The sequence below is a fragment of the Paenibacillus sp. N22P23 genome, from assembly GCF_059383735.1.
The window spans coordinates 62,058-78,683 of sequence record NZ_JBXENT010000004.1 but is presented as its reverse complement, the minus strand read 5'-3'; the positions used below and the strand labels follow the sequence as shown (position 1 = coordinate 78,683).

Below are 16,626 nucleotides of genomic sequence, written 5' to 3'. Positions count from 1 at the left end.
ATGAGAGCAACAAGGAGTGTGAGAGACGATGATGGACAAGCAAATGGTGATGGAATGGGCGAAAATGCTCATGAGTTATAAGTTTGCACTAGATGAAATAAGCACCAAACTGACCATTCTCAACGAAGAACTTCAATTTGTTCAACATTACAATCCGATCGAGCATGTGAAAACAAGGATAAAATCGCCAGAGAGCATCGTGGAGAAACTGCAGCGCAAAGGTATGGAAGTTTCCAAAGAAAATGCGGCCGCACATATTCGAGATATCGCCGGCGTGCGTGTGATATGTTCGTTTACAACCGATGTATACCGCGTATACGAAATGATTCGCAGACAAGGCGATGTTAAGGTGATCGAGGTCAAGGATTACATAAAAGATCCAAAGCCAAACGGGTATCAGAGCTTGCATCTGATTATCGAAATCCCTGTGTTCCTGTCCGAGCGCATTGAACATGTACAAGTGGAAATTCAGCTGCGGACCATCGCTATGGATTTCTGGGCAAGCTTGGAGCACAAAATCTATTATCAATTTCATGATGATATGCCGGAATCCATTCGCGATCAATTGAAGGAAACCGCCGATATGATCGGCGTGCTCGACAAACGGATGCTGGGCTTGAAAGAGGAGGTTCAGCGTTTCAGCGAAGGGACTCTCGCGCCTTCGACCTCATCACTCTCGCTGTCACCACCTGCGCCACCTGCTATACGAACGCCTAAACCAGCTCCGAAACCAGCACCTGTGGCGGCTCTATCGCCTAAACCAGCTCCAGCTGCACTTTCGCCCCAGCCTGCTCCTGCACAATCGCCGGCTGCTCCGGTGACGAATTTGAAGTAACGCAGGTAGGTATGGTAGTTGAAGTAAAGAACAAGCGGTCCCTTTTGGGATCGCTTGTTCTTTTTTTTCGAGGATGATCCCCTCCGAAATGCACAGCATGATCCAAAATCACTAATTATTACATGAAAAATGGAACAAATATTACCTGTTCTTTATGTAATCAATTGATTAGAATGGAGGATATGCTTTTGAGCATCATCATTAACCAACTATTTTGAAAACGCTTCCAGAAAATAGATCGCTCATATACAGAAGGGAAGGCCACAGCTATGTTCCGAATCCTGATCCGCAGCATGAATGATATGAAGCTGAGAACCAAGCTTATTTTATCCTGCATTGTCGTTGTTTTCGTACCGGTCATGATGGTCGGCGTCTTTCTGACGAGTGAGCTGCGGCATATGGCGCTTGAGAACGCACTTGAACAGACAGCTGCAAACGTGGAGCGGGTGAAGAAACGGACGGCCGAGGTGATCAACGTCTCGAATGATATTTCCTATCGGATGTCTAATGACAGCCGGCTCGCGGGACTCGCGAATGGTCAGTATGAGACGGTCTATGACGTCGTGAAGGCATACAAAGATTATCCGGATATCAAGGAATACATCCGCTTGTATAAGGAAATTACGAACATTCGGTTCTATATCAATAATAAGACGCTGCTGAACAATTGGGAATTCATACAGCCAACGACCCCTATTATCCGGACAAACTGGTATCAAACTGCCATCAACAGCAGCGGGCTGATTGGCTGGAATTACATCGAGGATGAACGCGATCATAAACAATATTTGAGTCTTATTCGCAAAATCGACTTCCTTAATCAGCATAACATCGGTGTGCTCGTAATCAATGTGAACGGGCGAATGCTCGATTCCATCCTCAATCAAGAAACCTTCGAGACGATGATCGTAGATGATGATAATCATATCGTGTCCGCGAACCGTCCGAATCGGGTGGGAAAGACGCTTACCGACATTTCGTTTGATCCCAACGTCATCGATAAGCAAAGCGGTAGATTCCAGGCCATTGTAGATGGCAAGTCGTCGCAAATTCAAATTGAACAGCTCATTCCAGCTTCGAGCTTGAACGGGATTCGGATCATCTCTGTATTCTCCATCGACAGCATCGTAAAGGACGCGAATCAAATTATCGTGCTGGCGCTGACCGTCATTGCGATCAGTCTCGTTGTGGCAATCGGCTTAATATACGGCTTTGCGACATTTCTCTCGAATCGACTGCTTCGTCTTAGTAAACACATCACGAAGGTGGCGACCGGTAACCTCGATATTGCGCTCGAAATTGACGGCAAGGATGAAATCGGGCAGCTATCCAGGCAGTTTAATGCCATGGTAGTCAGCATCAACGAGCTCCTCATTGAAGTACAGGAATCGAACAAGCAGAAGGTGCAAATTCAGTCGAAGCAAAATGAGATCAAATTCAAAATGATGGCCAGTCAAATCAATCCCCATTTCTTATTCAATGCGCTCGAATCGATTCGGATGAAGGCACATTTGAAGGGGGAGAAGGAAATTTCGAATGTCGTCAGGCTTCTTGGCAAAATGATGCGCAAAAATCTCGAAGCCGGCAATCGAACGGTCATGCTGCGTAATGAAATCGATATGGTTCGCTGTTATTTGGACATCCAGAAATTCAGATATGAAGATCGGTTAATGTATGAGCTGCTGGTTGATCCCGCTGCTGAGCAGGCACCGATTCTTCCACTAATCATTCAGCCTTTAGTCGAGAATGCGGTTATTCATGGTCTTGAGAACAGGGAAGAAGGCGGGCTCGTTCGCATTAAAGCCGAATTGCTAGGGGAAATGATTCACGTCGAAGTCATTGATAATGGCGAAGGCATGGCGAGAGAGAGGCTGGAAGAGGTATATCAAACGTTCGGCGATCAGGAAGATGGGGAAGGCAACCGCATCGGGCTTCGAAATGTCCATATGCGATTGAAGCTCCTCTATGGGAGCGAGTATGGACTGGATATTTGGAGCGAGCCGGGCATTGGTACCAGAGTTCAATTTACGATTCCTATTGGAGGCGAATCTGCTTATGTATAAAGTGCTCATTACTGATGATGAACCTACGATCCGCGAAGGCTTAAGAACGCTGATTGACTGGAATGGACTTGGGTTTGAAGTGGTGGATACCGCAGCAAACGGGAAGGATTCGCTTGTAAAATATGAACGTCACAAACCGGATCTGATGATCGTGGACATTCGTATGCCGGGAATGAGCGGGCTTGAGCTGATCGATCAGCTCAGGAAGAACGACCAGGCTGTTCATGTCTTAATCCTAAGCGGCTATGCGGATTTCGATTATGCGAAGAAGGCGATTGCGCTGGATACGGACGGTTATCTGCTCAAGCCGGTCGACGAAGACGAGTTGGTCGATTACTTGAACAAGCTGCACACCACACTTACGCGAGAATCCGCGGAGAAGCAGAAGAATGAGATGAAGGAAGTATGGAATCGGGAGCGAGTCGTACAGTCCTATCTGACTCCGGGCACTCAAATGCCAATAGCACTGTCAGCTCAAGAATTGGCGGATGCCGACCTCAATTGGGACAGCTATACAGTCGTGCTCCTTAAATTGCAAGGCAAGGGGCAAGTAATCGAGCATGGTCAGCTTATGAGGCTGAAGGGGCTGTTCGTTCAAGCGTTTGAGGAGAATGGCATAGGTGTCGTGTTCTCCGTTGATTCCTTTATTGGGCTGCTCGTGAAGAAGGATCTGCAGCTCGAACAGAAGCGAAAGTCCTTATACAGGGACATGACAACACTATTATCGAAAGAGGACCTCATAATTACAGCTGCGGCAGGATCAAGTGTGAGCCGATTAGAGGACATCAGCAGTTCTTATGAGGAAGCTGCGAAGTACGTGAGTTTGCGATTCTTCTATGAGGGCAGTCAGCTAATCACCGCGCAAACGATGCCAATTATACAATCTGCACCGACTGTAGATGCTGAGGCTGACGTTGTAGTTATTGATTGCGGTGAAACAGCGGCGAAGATCTATTTTGCCATCGATATCGGTAATACCAAGGCCATCGCGGATTTGGTTTCGGAGAAAGGCAGATGGTTGCTTGCGCGCGGCACCTCGGAGCAAACGATCAAGTCTACGCTTGCCGAAATTGTTACCTGCGTGATCAGCAAGCTGTCTCAGCATGATACGGACATGCAGACAAGAGGCGGGCAGCTGTCTGCAAGCATTCATGCCATATACGAGCAAACACATTATAACGAGTTGGAACAACATGTCATTGCTTTTCTACAGGGATTAAAGCCAGAATCGGCCACCGTGGGGACCGACAAACAGATCAAGAAAATGCTTGATTTGATCCAGCGCAATTATGTGGAGAATTTGAAGCTGGATGCGCTGGCAGCAGTATTCAATTACAACAGTGCGTATCTCGGCAAGCTGTTTAAGAACGAAACAGGCGAATATTTCAACACGTACTTGGATAAAGTTCGGGTTGAGAAAGCGAAAGAACTGCTCAGCCAAGGGATGAAAGTGTATCTGGTTGCTGAGAAGGTCGGATACTCCAACGTCGATTATTTTCATAGCAAATTTAGAAAATACGTCGGCAGCTCTCCGTCCGCCTATCGGAAAATGTGAGATTTTTATATGATTTTGAGCAAAATTGTTAGGGTACTGAAAGCGCTTTATTTAATTTATCATTAGATCATACAGCAAGGAGGAATTGCTTATGAACTACCGGAAGCCGCGTTTCTGGCACACATTTATGCAGCAAAAATATTTGTATCTGATGTCTCTTCCCTTTATAGCGTGGGTGTTCGTATTCAGCTATTTGCCCCTCTGGGGATGGACGATGGCGTTCCAGAAATTCAAGCCTGCCAAATCGTTTTTCGAACAAAAATGGGTAGGGTTCGATTATTTCAAGGAACTGTTCCATGACGATTCGTTCTACCAGGCGCTGCGCAATACGCTGGCGATGAGCGTGATGGGATTGATTGCAGGATTTGCGATCCCGATTATTTTTGCAATCTTGCTCAACGAAGTTCGCATTCAAGTGTTCAAGCGGTTTGTACAAACAATCTCGTATTTACCGCATTTCGTCTCATGGGTCGTTGCAGCAGGCATCGTAACGAAGATGCTCTCCACCGATAACGGTGCAGTGAACGATCTGCTGGTCGGTCTTCATATCATTAGCGAACCGATTCAGTTCTCGGCCAAAGGCAATTTGTTCTGGGGTATCGTTACCGCCTCTGATGTATGGAAAGAAACAGGTTGGAACACGATCATTTATCTGGCTGCGATTGCCGGTATTGGACCGGAGCTGTATGAAGCAGCAAGAGTAGATGGCGCGAGCAGGCTGCAGCAGGTTTGGAACATTACGCTGCCGGGTATTCGCTCTACAATCATCATTTTGGTCATCATCTCGATCGGTCACTTGATCAGCATCGGGTTTGAGAAACAGTTCTTGCTAGGCAACAATCTAGTCCGTGATTATTCACAAACGCTCGATTTGTATGCGCTTAACTACGGGTTAGGGATGGGGCGCTATTCATTCGGTACCGCCATTAATATTTTCAACTCTGTCGTCAGTGTTCTCTTGCTCTTCACGGCTAACGGCATCTTCAAGAAAATTACGAAAGAAAGCATTATATAGGAGGCTGCCAAATGGAAACTCGCTCAATATCCAGCGGTACGCCTTGGTCTGACCGCATCTTCGATATTGTTGTCTACACTGCAATCATCATTGTTACGATCGCTACACTGTATCCGTTTCTAAACGTACTGGCAATCTCGCTGAATGACTCTACAGACAGTGTGCGCGGCGGAATTACGATCTTCCCGCGTCAATTCACACTGAAGAATTACGAAACCATATTTGCCTTCTCCGGGTTAATGACCGGACTCAAAATATCGATCCTTCGGACCGTTATCGGCACGCTTCTTGGTCTCATCAGTGCTTCCATGCTGGCTTTCACTCTTAGCCGTGTTGACTTCCAAGGACGGAAATTCGTTTCTACATTCTTGGCGCTCACGATGTATGTATCCGGCGGCTTGATTCCGTTCTACATCTTGATCAAGGATCTTCATATGATGGGCACCTTCGCCGTCTATGTTTTACCCGGACTTGTTAGCGCATTCAACGTCTTCGTTATTCGATCCTTTATCGATGGGATCCCTTATGCACTGCAAGAATCAGCCAAGCTTGACGGCGCTAACGATTTCACGATTTACTGGCGTGTCATTCTACCGCTGACGAAGCCGGCACTCGCCACGATTGCATTGTTCCTTGCGGTCGGTCAGTGGAACTCTTGGTTCGATACTTACTTGTACAACGGCTCGCAGGATCATCTGACAACGCTCCAATATGAGCTCATGAAGGTTATCCAGAGCACGACAACGAACGTCGATAATTTCCGCGGCCGCAACATGGTCGAGGTCATGGCACAGATTTCACCGGAATCCGTTAAGATGGCCATTACGATTATCGTAACGGTACCGATCCTGATCGTGTATCCGTTTCTGCAGAGCTATTTTGTCAAAGGGATGACGCTTGGTGCGGTAAAAAGCTAACTCGATTCACCACAATTTGGTATTAGCAGGTTTCCTGTTTATACAATATAATTTTTACCATTATGGGAGGGTTTGCAACATGCAAAGAAAGACAGCCAAAACAGCTTCGATTCTAATGTCGCTCACAATGCTTGCTGGATTACTTGCTGGCTGCGGTGGCAACAACAATGAGAAGAACAATGAAACGAGCAATACTGCGGTAACTACAGAAGGCAATTCGAATACGAATGCCGCAAACGCCGATGCAAACAAAGATGCTGCAGCGGAAGATACGTCTCCAATCACGTTCTCCATGTTTGCTGAAGACCCGAATCCGAACTGGAACAACATGCAAGATGATGTCAGTAAAGAAATTACGAAGAAAACCGGCGTAACGCTTGATGCGGAATTCGCAGTCGGCGATCCGGCGCAGAAGGTTGCTCTGATTGCTACAAGCGGCGAATATCCGGATATTATTTCTGCTAAAGGCGATATCGGCAAGCTCGTTGATGCCGGCGCTGTTATTGATCTGACAGATCTGATCGATAAATACGCTCCGAACATTAAGAAAGTACTGGGCGATTACCTGGTGCGCGCTAAATATACGAATGAAGACCAAGCGATCTATGCGATTCCTACATGGGCTGCAGCGGATGAGCAGCGTTTCGTTGCAGGCGGCGGCTTCGAGCTTCAACACCGCGTAGTGAAAGAAGCGGGCTACCCTGAAATTCGTACGGTTCAAGACTATGAGGCTGTAATCAAGTCGTACCTAGAGAAGCACCCGACAGATGAGAACGGCAACAAAAACATCGGCGTTTCCTTGAATGCAGATGACTGGCATATGTATATTTCCGTAACGAACCCAGCCGTAGCTACAACAGGCGGTTCTGATGATGGCGAATATTTCATTAACCAAGACACGCATGAAGCGATCTACCACTTCCGTCGTCCGGAAGAGAAAGAATACTTCCGCTGGTTGAACCACATGAACGATATCGGCTTGCTTGACAAAGAAAGCTTCGTTCAGAAATATGATCAATACAAAGCGAAAGTTGCAACAGGCCGCGTTCTTGGTCTGATCGATCAAGACTGGGATTACAACGATGGTCAGCAAGCATTGAAAACAGCTGGCAAGTTCGATCAAACGTATGGTCACTATCCAGTTACAATGTCCAAAGACATCAAAGAAGCATCGTTCTGGCCAACTGGTTTCATGGGCGGCTACGGCATTTCGATCTCCAGCACGAATCCGGATCCGGTTCGTACCATTAAATTCTTGGATTACCTGGCTTCCGATGAGTTCCAAGTGCTTAACAACTGGGGTGTCGAAGGCAAACATTATAAGGTAGTTGATGGCAAGCGCGTTGTGCCGCAAGAAGTGCAAGATCGTATCAACAACGACAATACAGCATTCACGAAAGAATCAGGTATCAACTTCTACTGGAACATGATGGTTCACTACGGCGATGGCGCCAAAGATCCATCCGGCAACTACTACACGAAGAACTTCCCTGAGCAATTGGTTCTTGGCTACAGCGATGTAGAGAAAGAAACACTTGCTGCTTACAAAGCAACAACTTGGAAAGACCTGTTCCCGAAAGAGGACGAGTTCAAGGTTAAAGCATACGGCGCTGCATGGAATATCTCCATACCGGGCGAAGACGAAGTATCGATTCTTGGCACGAAGATGAGAGACATCACATGGAAACGTATCCCTGAAGCGATTCTGGCAAAACCAGCTGACTTCGATAAAGTATGGGATGCTTACATGGCGGATCTCGACAAAGCCGGCGTGAAGAAAATGGAAGAAGGCTACACGAAATACGTGAAAGACCGCGTAGAATTGTGGAGCGCGAAGTAAGTAATAGCAATGAAGCCTCTTACACCATTGGTGTGAGAGGCTTTTTGTTCTGTATTCACGGCTTGCAGATCGATCAACTGCAGATGTGTTGCTCTGGGAGCAACACATGCACCTAAAAGGTGAGCGAACTGCAGATGTGTTGCTCCGGGAGCAGTGCACCGCCAAAAAAAAGCACCGTCCCAAAAGTCACTACGCACACTTTCGGGACAGTCCCACTAAGTTCCAGCATTCAATTGCCGGCGGTATTCACCAGGCGTCTGGCCGGTGTGTTTACGGAACATCCGATTGAAGAAGCTGACATCGTTGAAGCCGACGTCCAGTGCGATATTGAGCACCTTGTTATCAGTGGTCTCAAGTAGATTCGCGGCATGCCGGATCTGGACGGCGTGCTTATAGTCGAGCAGGCTGAGGCCAGTCGTTTCCTTGAACTTTGCGGTAAAGGAAGAGACGCTCATGCCGCATAATTGGCTTAATTGCTGAAGAGTAAGCGGCTGATAATAATGCAGCTCCACGAAGTTAACGATGGAGTCCATCCACTCCTTGTCGCTTACAACGGAGGGCGGTAACGTTTTGCGGTTCTCATGATGGAAGCGGCTAAGCCAGACGAGACACTCGATCCATCGCGTCTTGATGATGAGCTGATAACCTTCCCGCCGCTGCCGGAATTCATCGTAGATGATTTGCAGATGGGATTGAATTTGCAGCTTCTGACTGGGCTGCAGCGAATGATAGGGAACGAAGGATTGCGTTTTGCGCAGAAAAGGAACGAGATAGAAGAAGTTGACGAACGACGGCATCTGCTGCAGCACTTCCATCTCACGTTGGAGAAAAGACGCTTCGAAGAGAACGTTATACACAATCGTTTCTTTATCTGGTGAACAGGTATAGCTGTGATAGACGTTGGGCTCCAGCACAAAAACGTCCCCAGCAACAAGCTGGTACGTATGGCCGGACATTTCATGCAGCGCGCTGCCCTCCACGACAAAAACAAGCTCGACAAAGTCATGCGTATGCGAAGGGATATGCTCACCTTTCTGAATCGTGTAGCGATCAATATGGAAGGGGAAATCTTCCTGGTGGAAGTAATTCTCTCCTCGAAATACGGTCATAAATTCCTCCTGATCGGGACATCTGTCACATTCCTACTGCGATATGATCGGCAGCGAGTATCGTGCGAAACCTTCGGCATTGTAACGATATCGTTCACAGATGGTATAGGCTCGTGCTTGCGGATCAAACTGCAAGCCGTGCTGCTCAATATAGGCATCGATTACCTCTCCGGCACCATCAAAATCGCCATCCTGACTGGATGCAGCTACACAGCTTTGAGCTGGAACGGTCATACGTGCAAACCATTCGGGTATCCCTTCAAACGTGGATACTTCTACGGACAATAGATAAGCATGCGTGTCCGGGGTATCCTGCCCAGGAACTTGAGGCCACATGCCATATTGAACGGACGCATCTATAATTTGGGGCATATGTGCGGCAAGTCCAAGTAAGCTTTCTTTCGCGTGACGATATTTACCCCCCATGTCATGGAGGCCGATACAAGGGATGCCGATCAATTTCATCTCCCCATGTTCTACAATCTGAGCTCTCATCTCCGGCAAAACCGAAATGTTCAGCTGTCTCACCAAATCACTCCTATGGAAGATTCATACAGCTTCATGATAAGGGAACGTCCGTTCCTAGTCAATGGAGCAAAAGCAAAAGGGACAGCGCAATAGATGCTGCGCTGTCCCTTGATCACGTTATACAAACACTTCCAGCATGAGATCAATCGCGCGGTCCGCATCAACCTTGATGCAAACGTCTACGGGAGAGCCGACAGCCGGCTTTCTCCGCAGGTCAGCAACGGTCATTCCCAGGCTTAGCTCACCTTTGCATTCCACCGATAGATGCATTTGCTGCGTCTGAACGATGCCAGGCTCTAACGCAACGAGCACGGTTAGAGGGTCATGCATAGGCGCACATTGATGCAAAGCATCGGATTGGCGGTAGAAATCAAAGTAATAGGACATAGAGCGATTTAGGAAACTAACGATCTCACGGTTCTCCGGCTTGCAGGTTTGCTCCAGCATATCCAGATGAGATTGACGAAGCAGCGTTTGACAAGTGACGTCCAAACCAACCATCGTGATCTTCAATCCGGATTGAAAGACGAAATCAGCAGCCTCTGGATCGCCCCAAATATTCGCTTCGGAAGTCGGTGTCACATTCCCGGCAACGTGTACGGCTCCGCCCATTACATAGAGATGCTTGATTTTGGACGGGAGCTCAGGGTCCTTCTTCAGCGCATGTGCGAGATTAGTGAGTCTGCCAAGTGCAACGATAACGAGTTCATTCTCCAGCTCATCCGCCGTGCGAACGATGAAATCTGCTGCAGGTTCGGAAATCGGACGCTGCGCAGATGCGGGAATCTCTACATTTCCGATCCCGTTAACGCCATGCACATGCGTAGGGAATACTTCTACTTTACGAGTAAGGGGCTGTGAAGCACCTTGACTGACAGGAATTTCGTTTTCTTTTCCGGCTAGCTTTATGATTCGCAGCGTATTCTCTGTAGCTTGATCGACAGGAATATTGCCGAAGATAGTAGTGATGCCAACGATATCCGCCTTGCCTGACTTGATGCCATATAGGATGGCTAGTGCGTCATCGATCCCTGTATCGGCATCGATGATCATTTTCAGTTGTTTCATTTTGCTACCCCTTATCCTGATGTTAAATGACGCTATATTCCAGTATAACCTTACGGGAGCCGCAGCACCAATATTAGGGTGAAAAGTGTTGAACATTTTCGCGCTGAAAATTAAACTTAGAAGTATTCATTCCTTACGATGTAAGGGCAAAGGAGTAGACGTAAATGCTGAATGATCGTACGCATGTAAAACCTGAAGTAGCTGCCTATCTCGAGAGGATCGGCTATCAAGGTCCGCTTGACGGCAGTGCAGCAGCGCTTGCCGACCTGCAAGAATGTCATTTGCACACAGTGCCTTATGAGAATTTGGATATTATGAACGGCATCCCCTTGTCCCTGCAAATTGACTCCCTCATGGACAAAATCGTTCACCGCCGCCGCGGCGGATACTGCTTCGAGCTTAATGCGCTGTTCGGCTGGCTGCTGCGGGAGCTGGGTTACCCGGTTACGGATCTTGTGGCCCGCTTCTGGCGCGATGTCGATACGCTGCCACCGAAACGGCGTCACCATGTGTTGAAGGTGGAGGCGGAAGGTCGCACCTATTTAGTCGATGTCGGCGTTGGGGGCATCGTACCGCGAAGGCCGATTGAGCTGGTAGAGAAGCTGGAGCAGACACAAGGCGAAGAAGTCTATCGTATGGAGCGAGACAGCGAGTTTGGTTGGTTTCTGTGTGAGCAGAAGCGAGGAGAATGGAGCCGTATTTATTCCTTTACCGAAGAACCGCAGCTTGCGGGAGACTACGAGTTTGCAACGTTCTGGTGCGAGAATGCGCCGGATTCGGTTTTCAGAAAAGCTCCGATACTGGCTGTCCGAACGAAGGAAGGACGTAATACGGTATCCGGAGAGGAGTTCCGTATATTCGTAGGCAAAGGGATACCTGTCGTCTTTCAAGCGGGGACGAAAGCCCAGTTTGATGAAGCATTAGAGAAGTATTTTGGCATCAAGCTTTAATTAGGTTTTCACTTTCCTCATAGCTAGCAGCATTCGGAAGCTGAACAACGCGAATATCGCAATACCCCCATACAGCAAGAAGGCAAGCCCATAATGATGGACGTAATATTTGACGTGCAGCCAGCGATCGCCTAGCAGGAAACCGATATAAATAAAGAGCACGCTCCAAGACAGCGCACCTGTGTAAGCATATAACATAAACGTACTGAATTTGAGCCTCGACATCCCCGCCATATAAGCTGTTATGTGGCGAACACCCGGAACGAAGAAGCCCAGTATGAGCAGCAAGTTGCCGTATTTATTCATCCACCCTTGCGCACGTTCGATCTTAGCCGCAGAGATGTGAATCTTGGGACCGTACTTGAGCAGGAAGGGAAGCCCAAACCGGATGCCGATCAAATAGCTTACGGTAATGCCTAGTGCTGAACCGAGAAAGGCACATAACACGACAAGCAGCGGATGCAGAGTCCCGTTGCCGGCGAGGTAGCCTGAGTAGGTGAGCAGCACCTCGTCCGGGACAGGCACACCGACAATGCCAAGTGCGAGTGCGAACGTTAATCCGATATAGCCATAACGGAAAATGAGTAATTCTAATAGATATTCCAAGCGGTGCAGCCTACTTTCTTATGCGGGTTCAAGTCCGATTCGACTCGCTTGAGTACGCTTTTGTTATATGAAAATGAAGTTGTTTTATATTTCTTCCCTTCTCATTATGGACTATACTAGGGTCGAATCCAATTTATTGAAAAAGGTGGCCATCACATTGACACGTAAATTGCGTTGGGGCGTTATCGGCTGTGCCGGAATCGCCGTACATTCCGTTATCCCGGGCACGAAACAATCCGAAACCGGAGAAGTGACAGCGATTGCAAGCCGCGATTTGGCAAAGGCAGAAGAAACCGCAGCGAAGCTCGGAATCGCCAAAGCCTATGGAAGCTATGAAGAAATTTTGAATGATGCGGATATCGACGCTATCTATATTCCACTGCCGAATCATTTGCATATGGAATGGTCCATCCGTGCGATGGAAGCGGGCAAGCATGTCCTATGTGAGAAGCCAATCGCGCTCAATGCCGAAGAGGCACAGCGTATGGCTGATGCTGCTGCCAAGAACGGCGTTCATCTTGCAGAAGCATTCATGTACCGTCTGCACCCTCGTTATGAAGACATTCAGGCCGTTATCGCTTCCGGCGAGATCGGCGAAATTCGCGGTATTCACGGGACTTTTACATTTAATAATGCCGGAGATTCCAAAAACGTACGTTACCGCAGAGATTGGGGCGGCGGTTCGATCTATGATGTTGGCTGCTATCCGATTAGTGCGGCGAGATTGCTGCTCGGCACAGAGCCGGAAGCGGCAACGGTGCATGCCTTAATTTCCCCTGAACATGACAATGTCGATATGATGGCTTCGGGTATTCTGGAATTCCCGGGCAGCGTAGCGCTGACATTCGATTGCGGCATGTGGGCTGCTTTCCGCAATACGCTTGAAGTCATTGGAACGAACGGCCGCATTGAAGTGCCGGAAGCCTACATCGGCAATCCTACTTTCTACGTACATTCGAAGGACGGCAAGCGTGAAGTGACGCAGCCTGTACTTAATCAATATGCGCTGCAAGCCGATGAGTTTGCCCGAGTAGTATGGGGCGAGAAAGAAGCTTCGTTCACAGCTGCGGATGCGGTGGCAAATATGAAAGTTATCGATGCATGTTTGAAATCAGCTTACTCACGTACACGAGTTAGCATCTAATTGATGTAGGAGGTTAATGGAATCATGAAACAAATCAAACTGCCTGGCGTTAAGCAGGGCATCTCTCAACTTATCATGGGCTCGGATTATTTTGCGCCGGAAGTGTATGAACTCGTGTCCGCGAATTTGGATGCGTTTACGGCAATTGGCGGCAATACGATTGATTCGGCCTTTATTTATTACGGCGGCAAGAGCGAGCAAGCCATCGGCATGTGGATGGAAGAGCGCAAAAATCGCGAATCCATCAATGTATGGACGAAAGGCGGCCATCCGAATCAAGAGGGTCCGCAAGTGAACAAGCAGTCCATCTATAACCAGCTGATGATCAGCTTAGAGCGCCTTCGCACCGATTATATCGACATGTACGCTCTTCATCGCGACGATACGAACGTACCGGTTGGCGAAATTGTAGAGATTCTTAATGAGCATATCGAAGCAGGCCGCATTCGCACTTTCGGCGGTTCCAACTGGACAACGGCTCGTCTGCAAGAGGCGAACGAATATGCGGCTAAGCATGGTTTGCGCGGCTTTGAATTTAGCAGCCCCAATCTTAGTCTTGCGAAAGCTCAGGAGCCTTATTGGGCAGATTGCATCAGTGTCGATGAGGAGATTCTGGGCTGGCATGAGCGTACGGAGCTGCCTCTGTTATCTTGGTCGGCGCAAGCACGTGGCTTCTTCACAGGCCGGTTTACGGCAGAGGATCGCACAGATGCGGATTTGGTACGGGTGTTCTACAATGACGACAATTGGGAGCGTTACCGCCGTGCAGAGCAGCTTGGCAAAGAGAAAGGCTTCTCGACTATTCAAATCGCGCTTGCCTATGTGCTGAACCAATCCTTCCAAACGGCTGCAATCATCGGGGCGCGCAATGAGGCGGAAATGAAGTCTTGTTTGGAAGCGACGACGCTTACACTGACGCCGGAGGAAATCAAATGGTTGGATCTGCGGACACGCTAATCGAACTATGGCCGGAAGGCGCACCGCTTGCTGCGGGAACGACCGACGAAGATCGTCCTGCACTCACGCCTTATTTGGTAGATGGCAGCGAAAGTGTCGTTATCGTCTGTCCGGGCGGCGGGTATGGGATGCGGGCTGACCATGAAGGAGAGCCGATCGCGTTTTGGCTTAACAGTCTTGGCATATCAGCTTTCGTGCTGCGTTACCGGGTGGCGCCTTATCAATACCCGAGTGCGCTGTATGATGTGCAGCGGGCGATTCGATATGTTCGGCTTCATGCGGAAGGGCTTGGCGTGAACACGCGCAAGATCGGCATACTCGGGTTCTCCGCAGGCGGACATCTGGTCTCTACGGCTGGCACTCATTATGATGCAGGGAATCCGGAAGCGGATGATCCGATTGAACGTGTGTCCTGCCGACCTGATCTCACGATTCTGTGCTACCCGGTTATTACGATGAAGTCTCCGTTTACGCACGAAGGCTCCCGTATGAATTTGCTCGGCGCGAATCCGTCAGTAGAGCTGGTCGAACTGCTAAGCAATGAGCTGCAGGTTACGCCGGATACACCGCCGACATTCCTGTGGCATACATCCGATGACGGAGCCGTTCCGGTCGAGAACAGCTTGCAGTTTGCGCTGGCGCTGCGACGTGCAGGGGTCCCGTTTGACCTTCATGTGTATGAGCAAGGCGCACATGGCTTGGGACTGGCGGAAGCAGACTCGCATGTTGCCAACTGGACAACGGTATGCGGACTTTGGCTGAAGCGAAACGAATTTTAACTAGTGCTAGTGCTTAGCGCAGCAGATGGCCTCTCTTGTGAACGGTCCGCATTGATGTGGACGGTTCTTGCAAGGGAGGTTTTTTTGAAGAATACGGGTGATTATCCCCTAATGGCTATGTTAATCTAGTGAGGTAGTCTGTGCGATCCAAGAAGCTAAAGGAGAGTAGAAATGACGATGAGCGAGAATCGAGCTTTTGAAGGTACCTATCAGGGAGAAAAGGCAGTTTGGTTGAAATACGATCGCTACGAGGCGGCCATTCTGCCCGAGGTTGGGGGAAATCTGATCGCTTTCCGCGATGTGGCAAGCGGTACTCCATATCTTCATGAACCAACGATGGACGAGATGGAATCATTCAAGGCGAGACCATTCATTCACGGTATTCCGGTTTTGTTTCCACCGAATCGCTTCGAGGACGGCAAGTTTCCTTGGAACGGACGCACGTACCAATTCCCGGTCAATGAGCCTGCGACGGGCAACCATCTGCATGGCTTTGTACATAGCGAGACTTGGGCAGTTGAAGAATTCGGCACAACAGCGAGCGAGAGTTATGTCGTTGTTGCGCTTCAAGTCGATGAGCAGAGTTCCGTGTATACGTATCTGCCGCATAAATTTACGATCAGACTTCGTTATGCCATTAGCGCCGACGGTTTGCACCAGCACGTACTGGTTCGTAATGATGGCGACGATGTCATGCCATGTCTGTTCGCGTTTCACACGTCGGTTAACGCTCCGTTCGTTCCAGGCGGGTCTGCGCAAGACTATCGCTTGAAGCTGACGATCGGCGAGCGCTGGGAGATGAGCGAGCGCATGCTTCCGACAGGCAAACATCAGCCGTTGTCCACGAATGAAGAGCTGATGAAAGGCGACGGTGTGTATCCATTCTTCGAATCGCTGGACAACCATTATACGGCTGCAGCGCAAAATGGCCGCAACCGGATGGAACTGACCGATACGAAGCACGGCATCACGCTCGTTTATGATGTAGGCACTTCATACAAGCAGTGGATGATTTGGAACAACGGCGCTACAGAAGGCTTCTTCTGCCCAGAGCCGCAAATCAACCTCGTGAACGCGCCGCATGTGGACATGCCTGCTGATGAAATCGGCTTATTCAGCCTCGCTCCCGGTGAGATTTGGGAAGAGACGGGCCGCCTGTACGTGAAGAAGGCTTAATTCACTGACTATTAATCGCCATATAGTAAAGTCCGCATCTGCAGCCAGCACACTCTCCTCCGTAGGAGGGAGCGCCGGCCGCCG

At 48.9% G+C, this 16,626-nt stretch carries 15 protein-coding genes; 11 read left to right on the top strand and 4 right to left on the bottom strand.

Annotation, left to right across the window (positions count from 1 at the left end):
• The first annotated feature begins 28 nt into the window (after window positions 1-28).
• From AC506A_RS18555 to AC506A_RS18530, 6 genes are all read left to right on the top strand, one after another.
• Window positions 29-835, top strand: a complete 807-nt coding sequence (locus AC506A_RS18555) for a GTP pyrophosphokinase (RefSeq protein ID WP_495462497.1) — start codon at window positions 29-31, stop codon at window positions 833-835.
• A gap of 269 nt (window positions 836-1,104) precedes the next feature.
• Window positions 1,105-2,898, top strand: coding sequence for a sensor histidine kinase (locus tag AC506A_RS18550; RefSeq protein WP_495462496.1), 1,794 nt, complete (start codon window positions 1,105-1,107; stop codon window positions 2,896-2,898).
• Window positions 2,891-4,453, top strand: coding sequence for a response regulator (locus tag AC506A_RS18545; RefSeq protein ID WP_495462495.1), 1,563 nt, complete (start codon window positions 2,891-2,893; stop codon window positions 4,451-4,453). The genes AC506A_RS18550 and AC506A_RS18545 overlap by 8 nt, the downstream gene beginning before the upstream one ends.
• 91 nt (window positions 4,454-4,544) lie before the next feature.
• Entirely contained in the window at window positions 4,545-5,468 is a 924-nt protein-coding gene (locus AC506A_RS18540; protein ID WP_495462494.1) for an ABC transporter permease, read from the top strand.
• Between the two features lie 11 nt (window positions 5,469-5,479).
• Window positions 5,480-6,385, top strand: coding sequence for a carbohydrate ABC transporter permease (locus AC506A_RS18535; protein ID WP_495462493.1), 906 nt, complete (start codon window positions 5,480-5,482; stop codon window positions 6,383-6,385).
• A 79-nt stretch (window positions 6,386-6,464) separates the two neighbouring features.
• Complete coding sequence (locus AC506A_RS18530; RefSeq protein ID WP_495462492.1) at window positions 6,465-8,225, top strand: ABC transporter substrate-binding protein; 1,761 nt, start codon at window positions 6,465-6,467, stop codon at window positions 8,223-8,225.
• Window positions 8,226-8,440: 215 nt separating this feature from the next.
• On the opposite strand, the gene AC506A_RS18525 is transcribed toward AC506A_RS18530, so the two are convergent.
• The 3 genes from AC506A_RS18525 to AC506A_RS18515 all read right to left on the bottom strand — a co-directional run bounded on the left by AC506A_RS18525 (window position 8,441) and on the right by AC506A_RS18515 (window position 10,930).
• A complete protein-coding gene (locus AC506A_RS18525; RefSeq protein WP_495462491.1) occupies window positions 8,441-9,334 on the bottom strand; it encodes an AraC family transcriptional regulator in 894 nt (297 codons plus the stop codon).
• Window positions 9,335-9,367: 33 nt separating this feature from the next.
• Window positions 9,368-9,862 carry an AraC family transcriptional regulator gene (locus AC506A_RS18520; protein ID WP_495462490.1) on the bottom strand — a complete coding sequence of 165 codons (495 nt, stop codon included), beginning with the start codon at window positions 9,860-9,862 and terminating at the stop codon, window positions 9,368-9,370.
• A 117-nt stretch (window positions 9,863-9,979) separates the two neighbouring features.
• The gene (locus tag AC506A_RS18515) at window positions 9,980-10,930 is read right to left on the bottom strand and encodes a nucleoside hydrolase (protein ID WP_495462489.1); all 951 of its coding nucleotides are present in this window, start codon (window positions 10,928-10,930) and stop codon (window positions 9,980-9,982) included.
• A 164-nt stretch (window positions 10,931-11,094) separates the two neighbouring features.
• On the opposite strand from AC506A_RS18515, the gene AC506A_RS18510 reads away from it, so the two are divergent.
• Entirely contained in the window at window positions 11,095-11,880 is a 786-nt protein-coding gene (locus AC506A_RS18510) for an arylamine N-acetyltransferase family protein (RefSeq protein ID WP_495462488.1), read from the top strand.
• Here AC506A_RS18510 and AC506A_RS18505 read toward each other — a convergent pair whose 3' ends face one another.
• Window positions 11,881-12,486, bottom strand: coding sequence for a DedA family protein (locus AC506A_RS18505; RefSeq protein WP_495462487.1), 606 nt, complete (start codon window positions 12,484-12,486; stop codon window positions 11,881-11,883).
• Between the two features lie 157 nt (window positions 12,487-12,643).
• Between AC506A_RS18505 and AC506A_RS18500 the strand changes: the two genes are divergently transcribed.
• The 4 genes from AC506A_RS18500 to AC506A_RS18485 all read left to right on the top strand — a co-directional run bounded on the left by AC506A_RS18500 (window position 12,644) and on the right by AC506A_RS18485 (window position 16,542).
• Window positions 12,644-13,630 carry a Gfo/Idh/MocA family protein gene (locus tag AC506A_RS18500; RefSeq protein ID WP_495462486.1) on the top strand — a complete coding sequence of 329 codons (987 nt, stop codon included), beginning with the start codon at window positions 12,644-12,646 and terminating at the stop codon, window positions 13,628-13,630.
• Between the two features lie 24 nt (window positions 13,631-13,654).
• Complete coding sequence (locus AC506A_RS18495; protein ID WP_495462485.1) at window positions 13,655-14,587, top strand: aldo/keto reductase; 933 nt, start codon at window positions 13,655-13,657, stop codon at window positions 14,585-14,587.
• Window positions 14,563-15,366, top strand: coding sequence for an alpha/beta hydrolase (locus AC506A_RS18490; protein ID WP_495462484.1), 804 nt, complete (start codon window positions 14,563-14,565; stop codon window positions 15,364-15,366). The genes AC506A_RS18495 and AC506A_RS18490 overlap by 25 nt, the downstream gene beginning before the upstream one ends.
• 177 nt (window positions 15,367-15,543) lie before the next feature.
• Window positions 15,544-16,542, top strand: a complete 999-nt coding sequence (locus AC506A_RS18485; RefSeq protein WP_495462483.1) for an aldose 1-epimerase — start codon at window positions 15,544-15,546, stop codon at window positions 16,540-16,542.
• Window positions 16,543-16,626 lie beyond the last annotated feature (84 nt).

Coding starts and splice junctions, on each gene's coding strand:
- AC506A_RS18555 (WP_495462497.1), top strand. CDS start 29: ATGATGGACAAGCAAATGGTGATGGAATGGGCGAAAATGCTCATGAGT.
- AC506A_RS18550 (WP_495462496.1), top strand. CDS start 1,105: ATGTTCCGAATCCTGATCCGCAGCATGAATGATATGAAGCTGAGAACC.
- AC506A_RS18545 (WP_495462495.1), top strand. CDS start 2,891: ATGTATAAAGTGCTCATTACTGATGATGAACCTACGATCCGCGAAGGC.
- AC506A_RS18540 (WP_495462494.1), top strand. CDS start 4,545: ATGAACTACCGGAAGCCGCGTTTCTGGCACACATTTATGCAGCAAAAA.
- AC506A_RS18535 (WP_495462493.1), top strand. CDS start 5,480: ATGGAAACTCGCTCAATATCCAGCGGTACGCCTTGGTCTGACCGCATC.
- AC506A_RS18530 (WP_495462492.1), top strand. CDS start 6,465: ATGCAAAGAAAGACAGCCAAAACAGCTTCGATTCTAATGTCGCTCACA.
- AC506A_RS18525 (WP_495462491.1), bottom strand. CDS start 9,334: ATGACCGTATTTCGAGGAGAGAATTACTTCCACCAGGAAGATTTCCCC.
- AC506A_RS18515 (WP_495462489.1), bottom strand. CDS start 10,930: ATGAAACAACTGAAAATGATCATCGATGCCGATACAGGGATCGATGAC.
- AC506A_RS18510 (WP_495462488.1), top strand. CDS start 11,095: ATGCTGAATGATCGTACGCATGTAAAACCTGAAGTAGCTGCCTATCTC.
- AC506A_RS18495 (WP_495462485.1), top strand. CDS start 13,655: ATGAAACAAATCAAACTGCCTGGCGTTAAGCAGGGCATCTCTCAACTT.
- AC506A_RS18490 (WP_495462484.1), top strand. CDS start 14,563: ATGGTTGGATCTGCGGACACGCTAATCGAACTATGGCCGGAAGGCGCA.
- AC506A_RS18485 (WP_495462483.1), top strand. CDS start 15,544: ATGAGCGAGAATCGAGCTTTTGAAGGTACCTATCAGGGAGAAAAGGCA.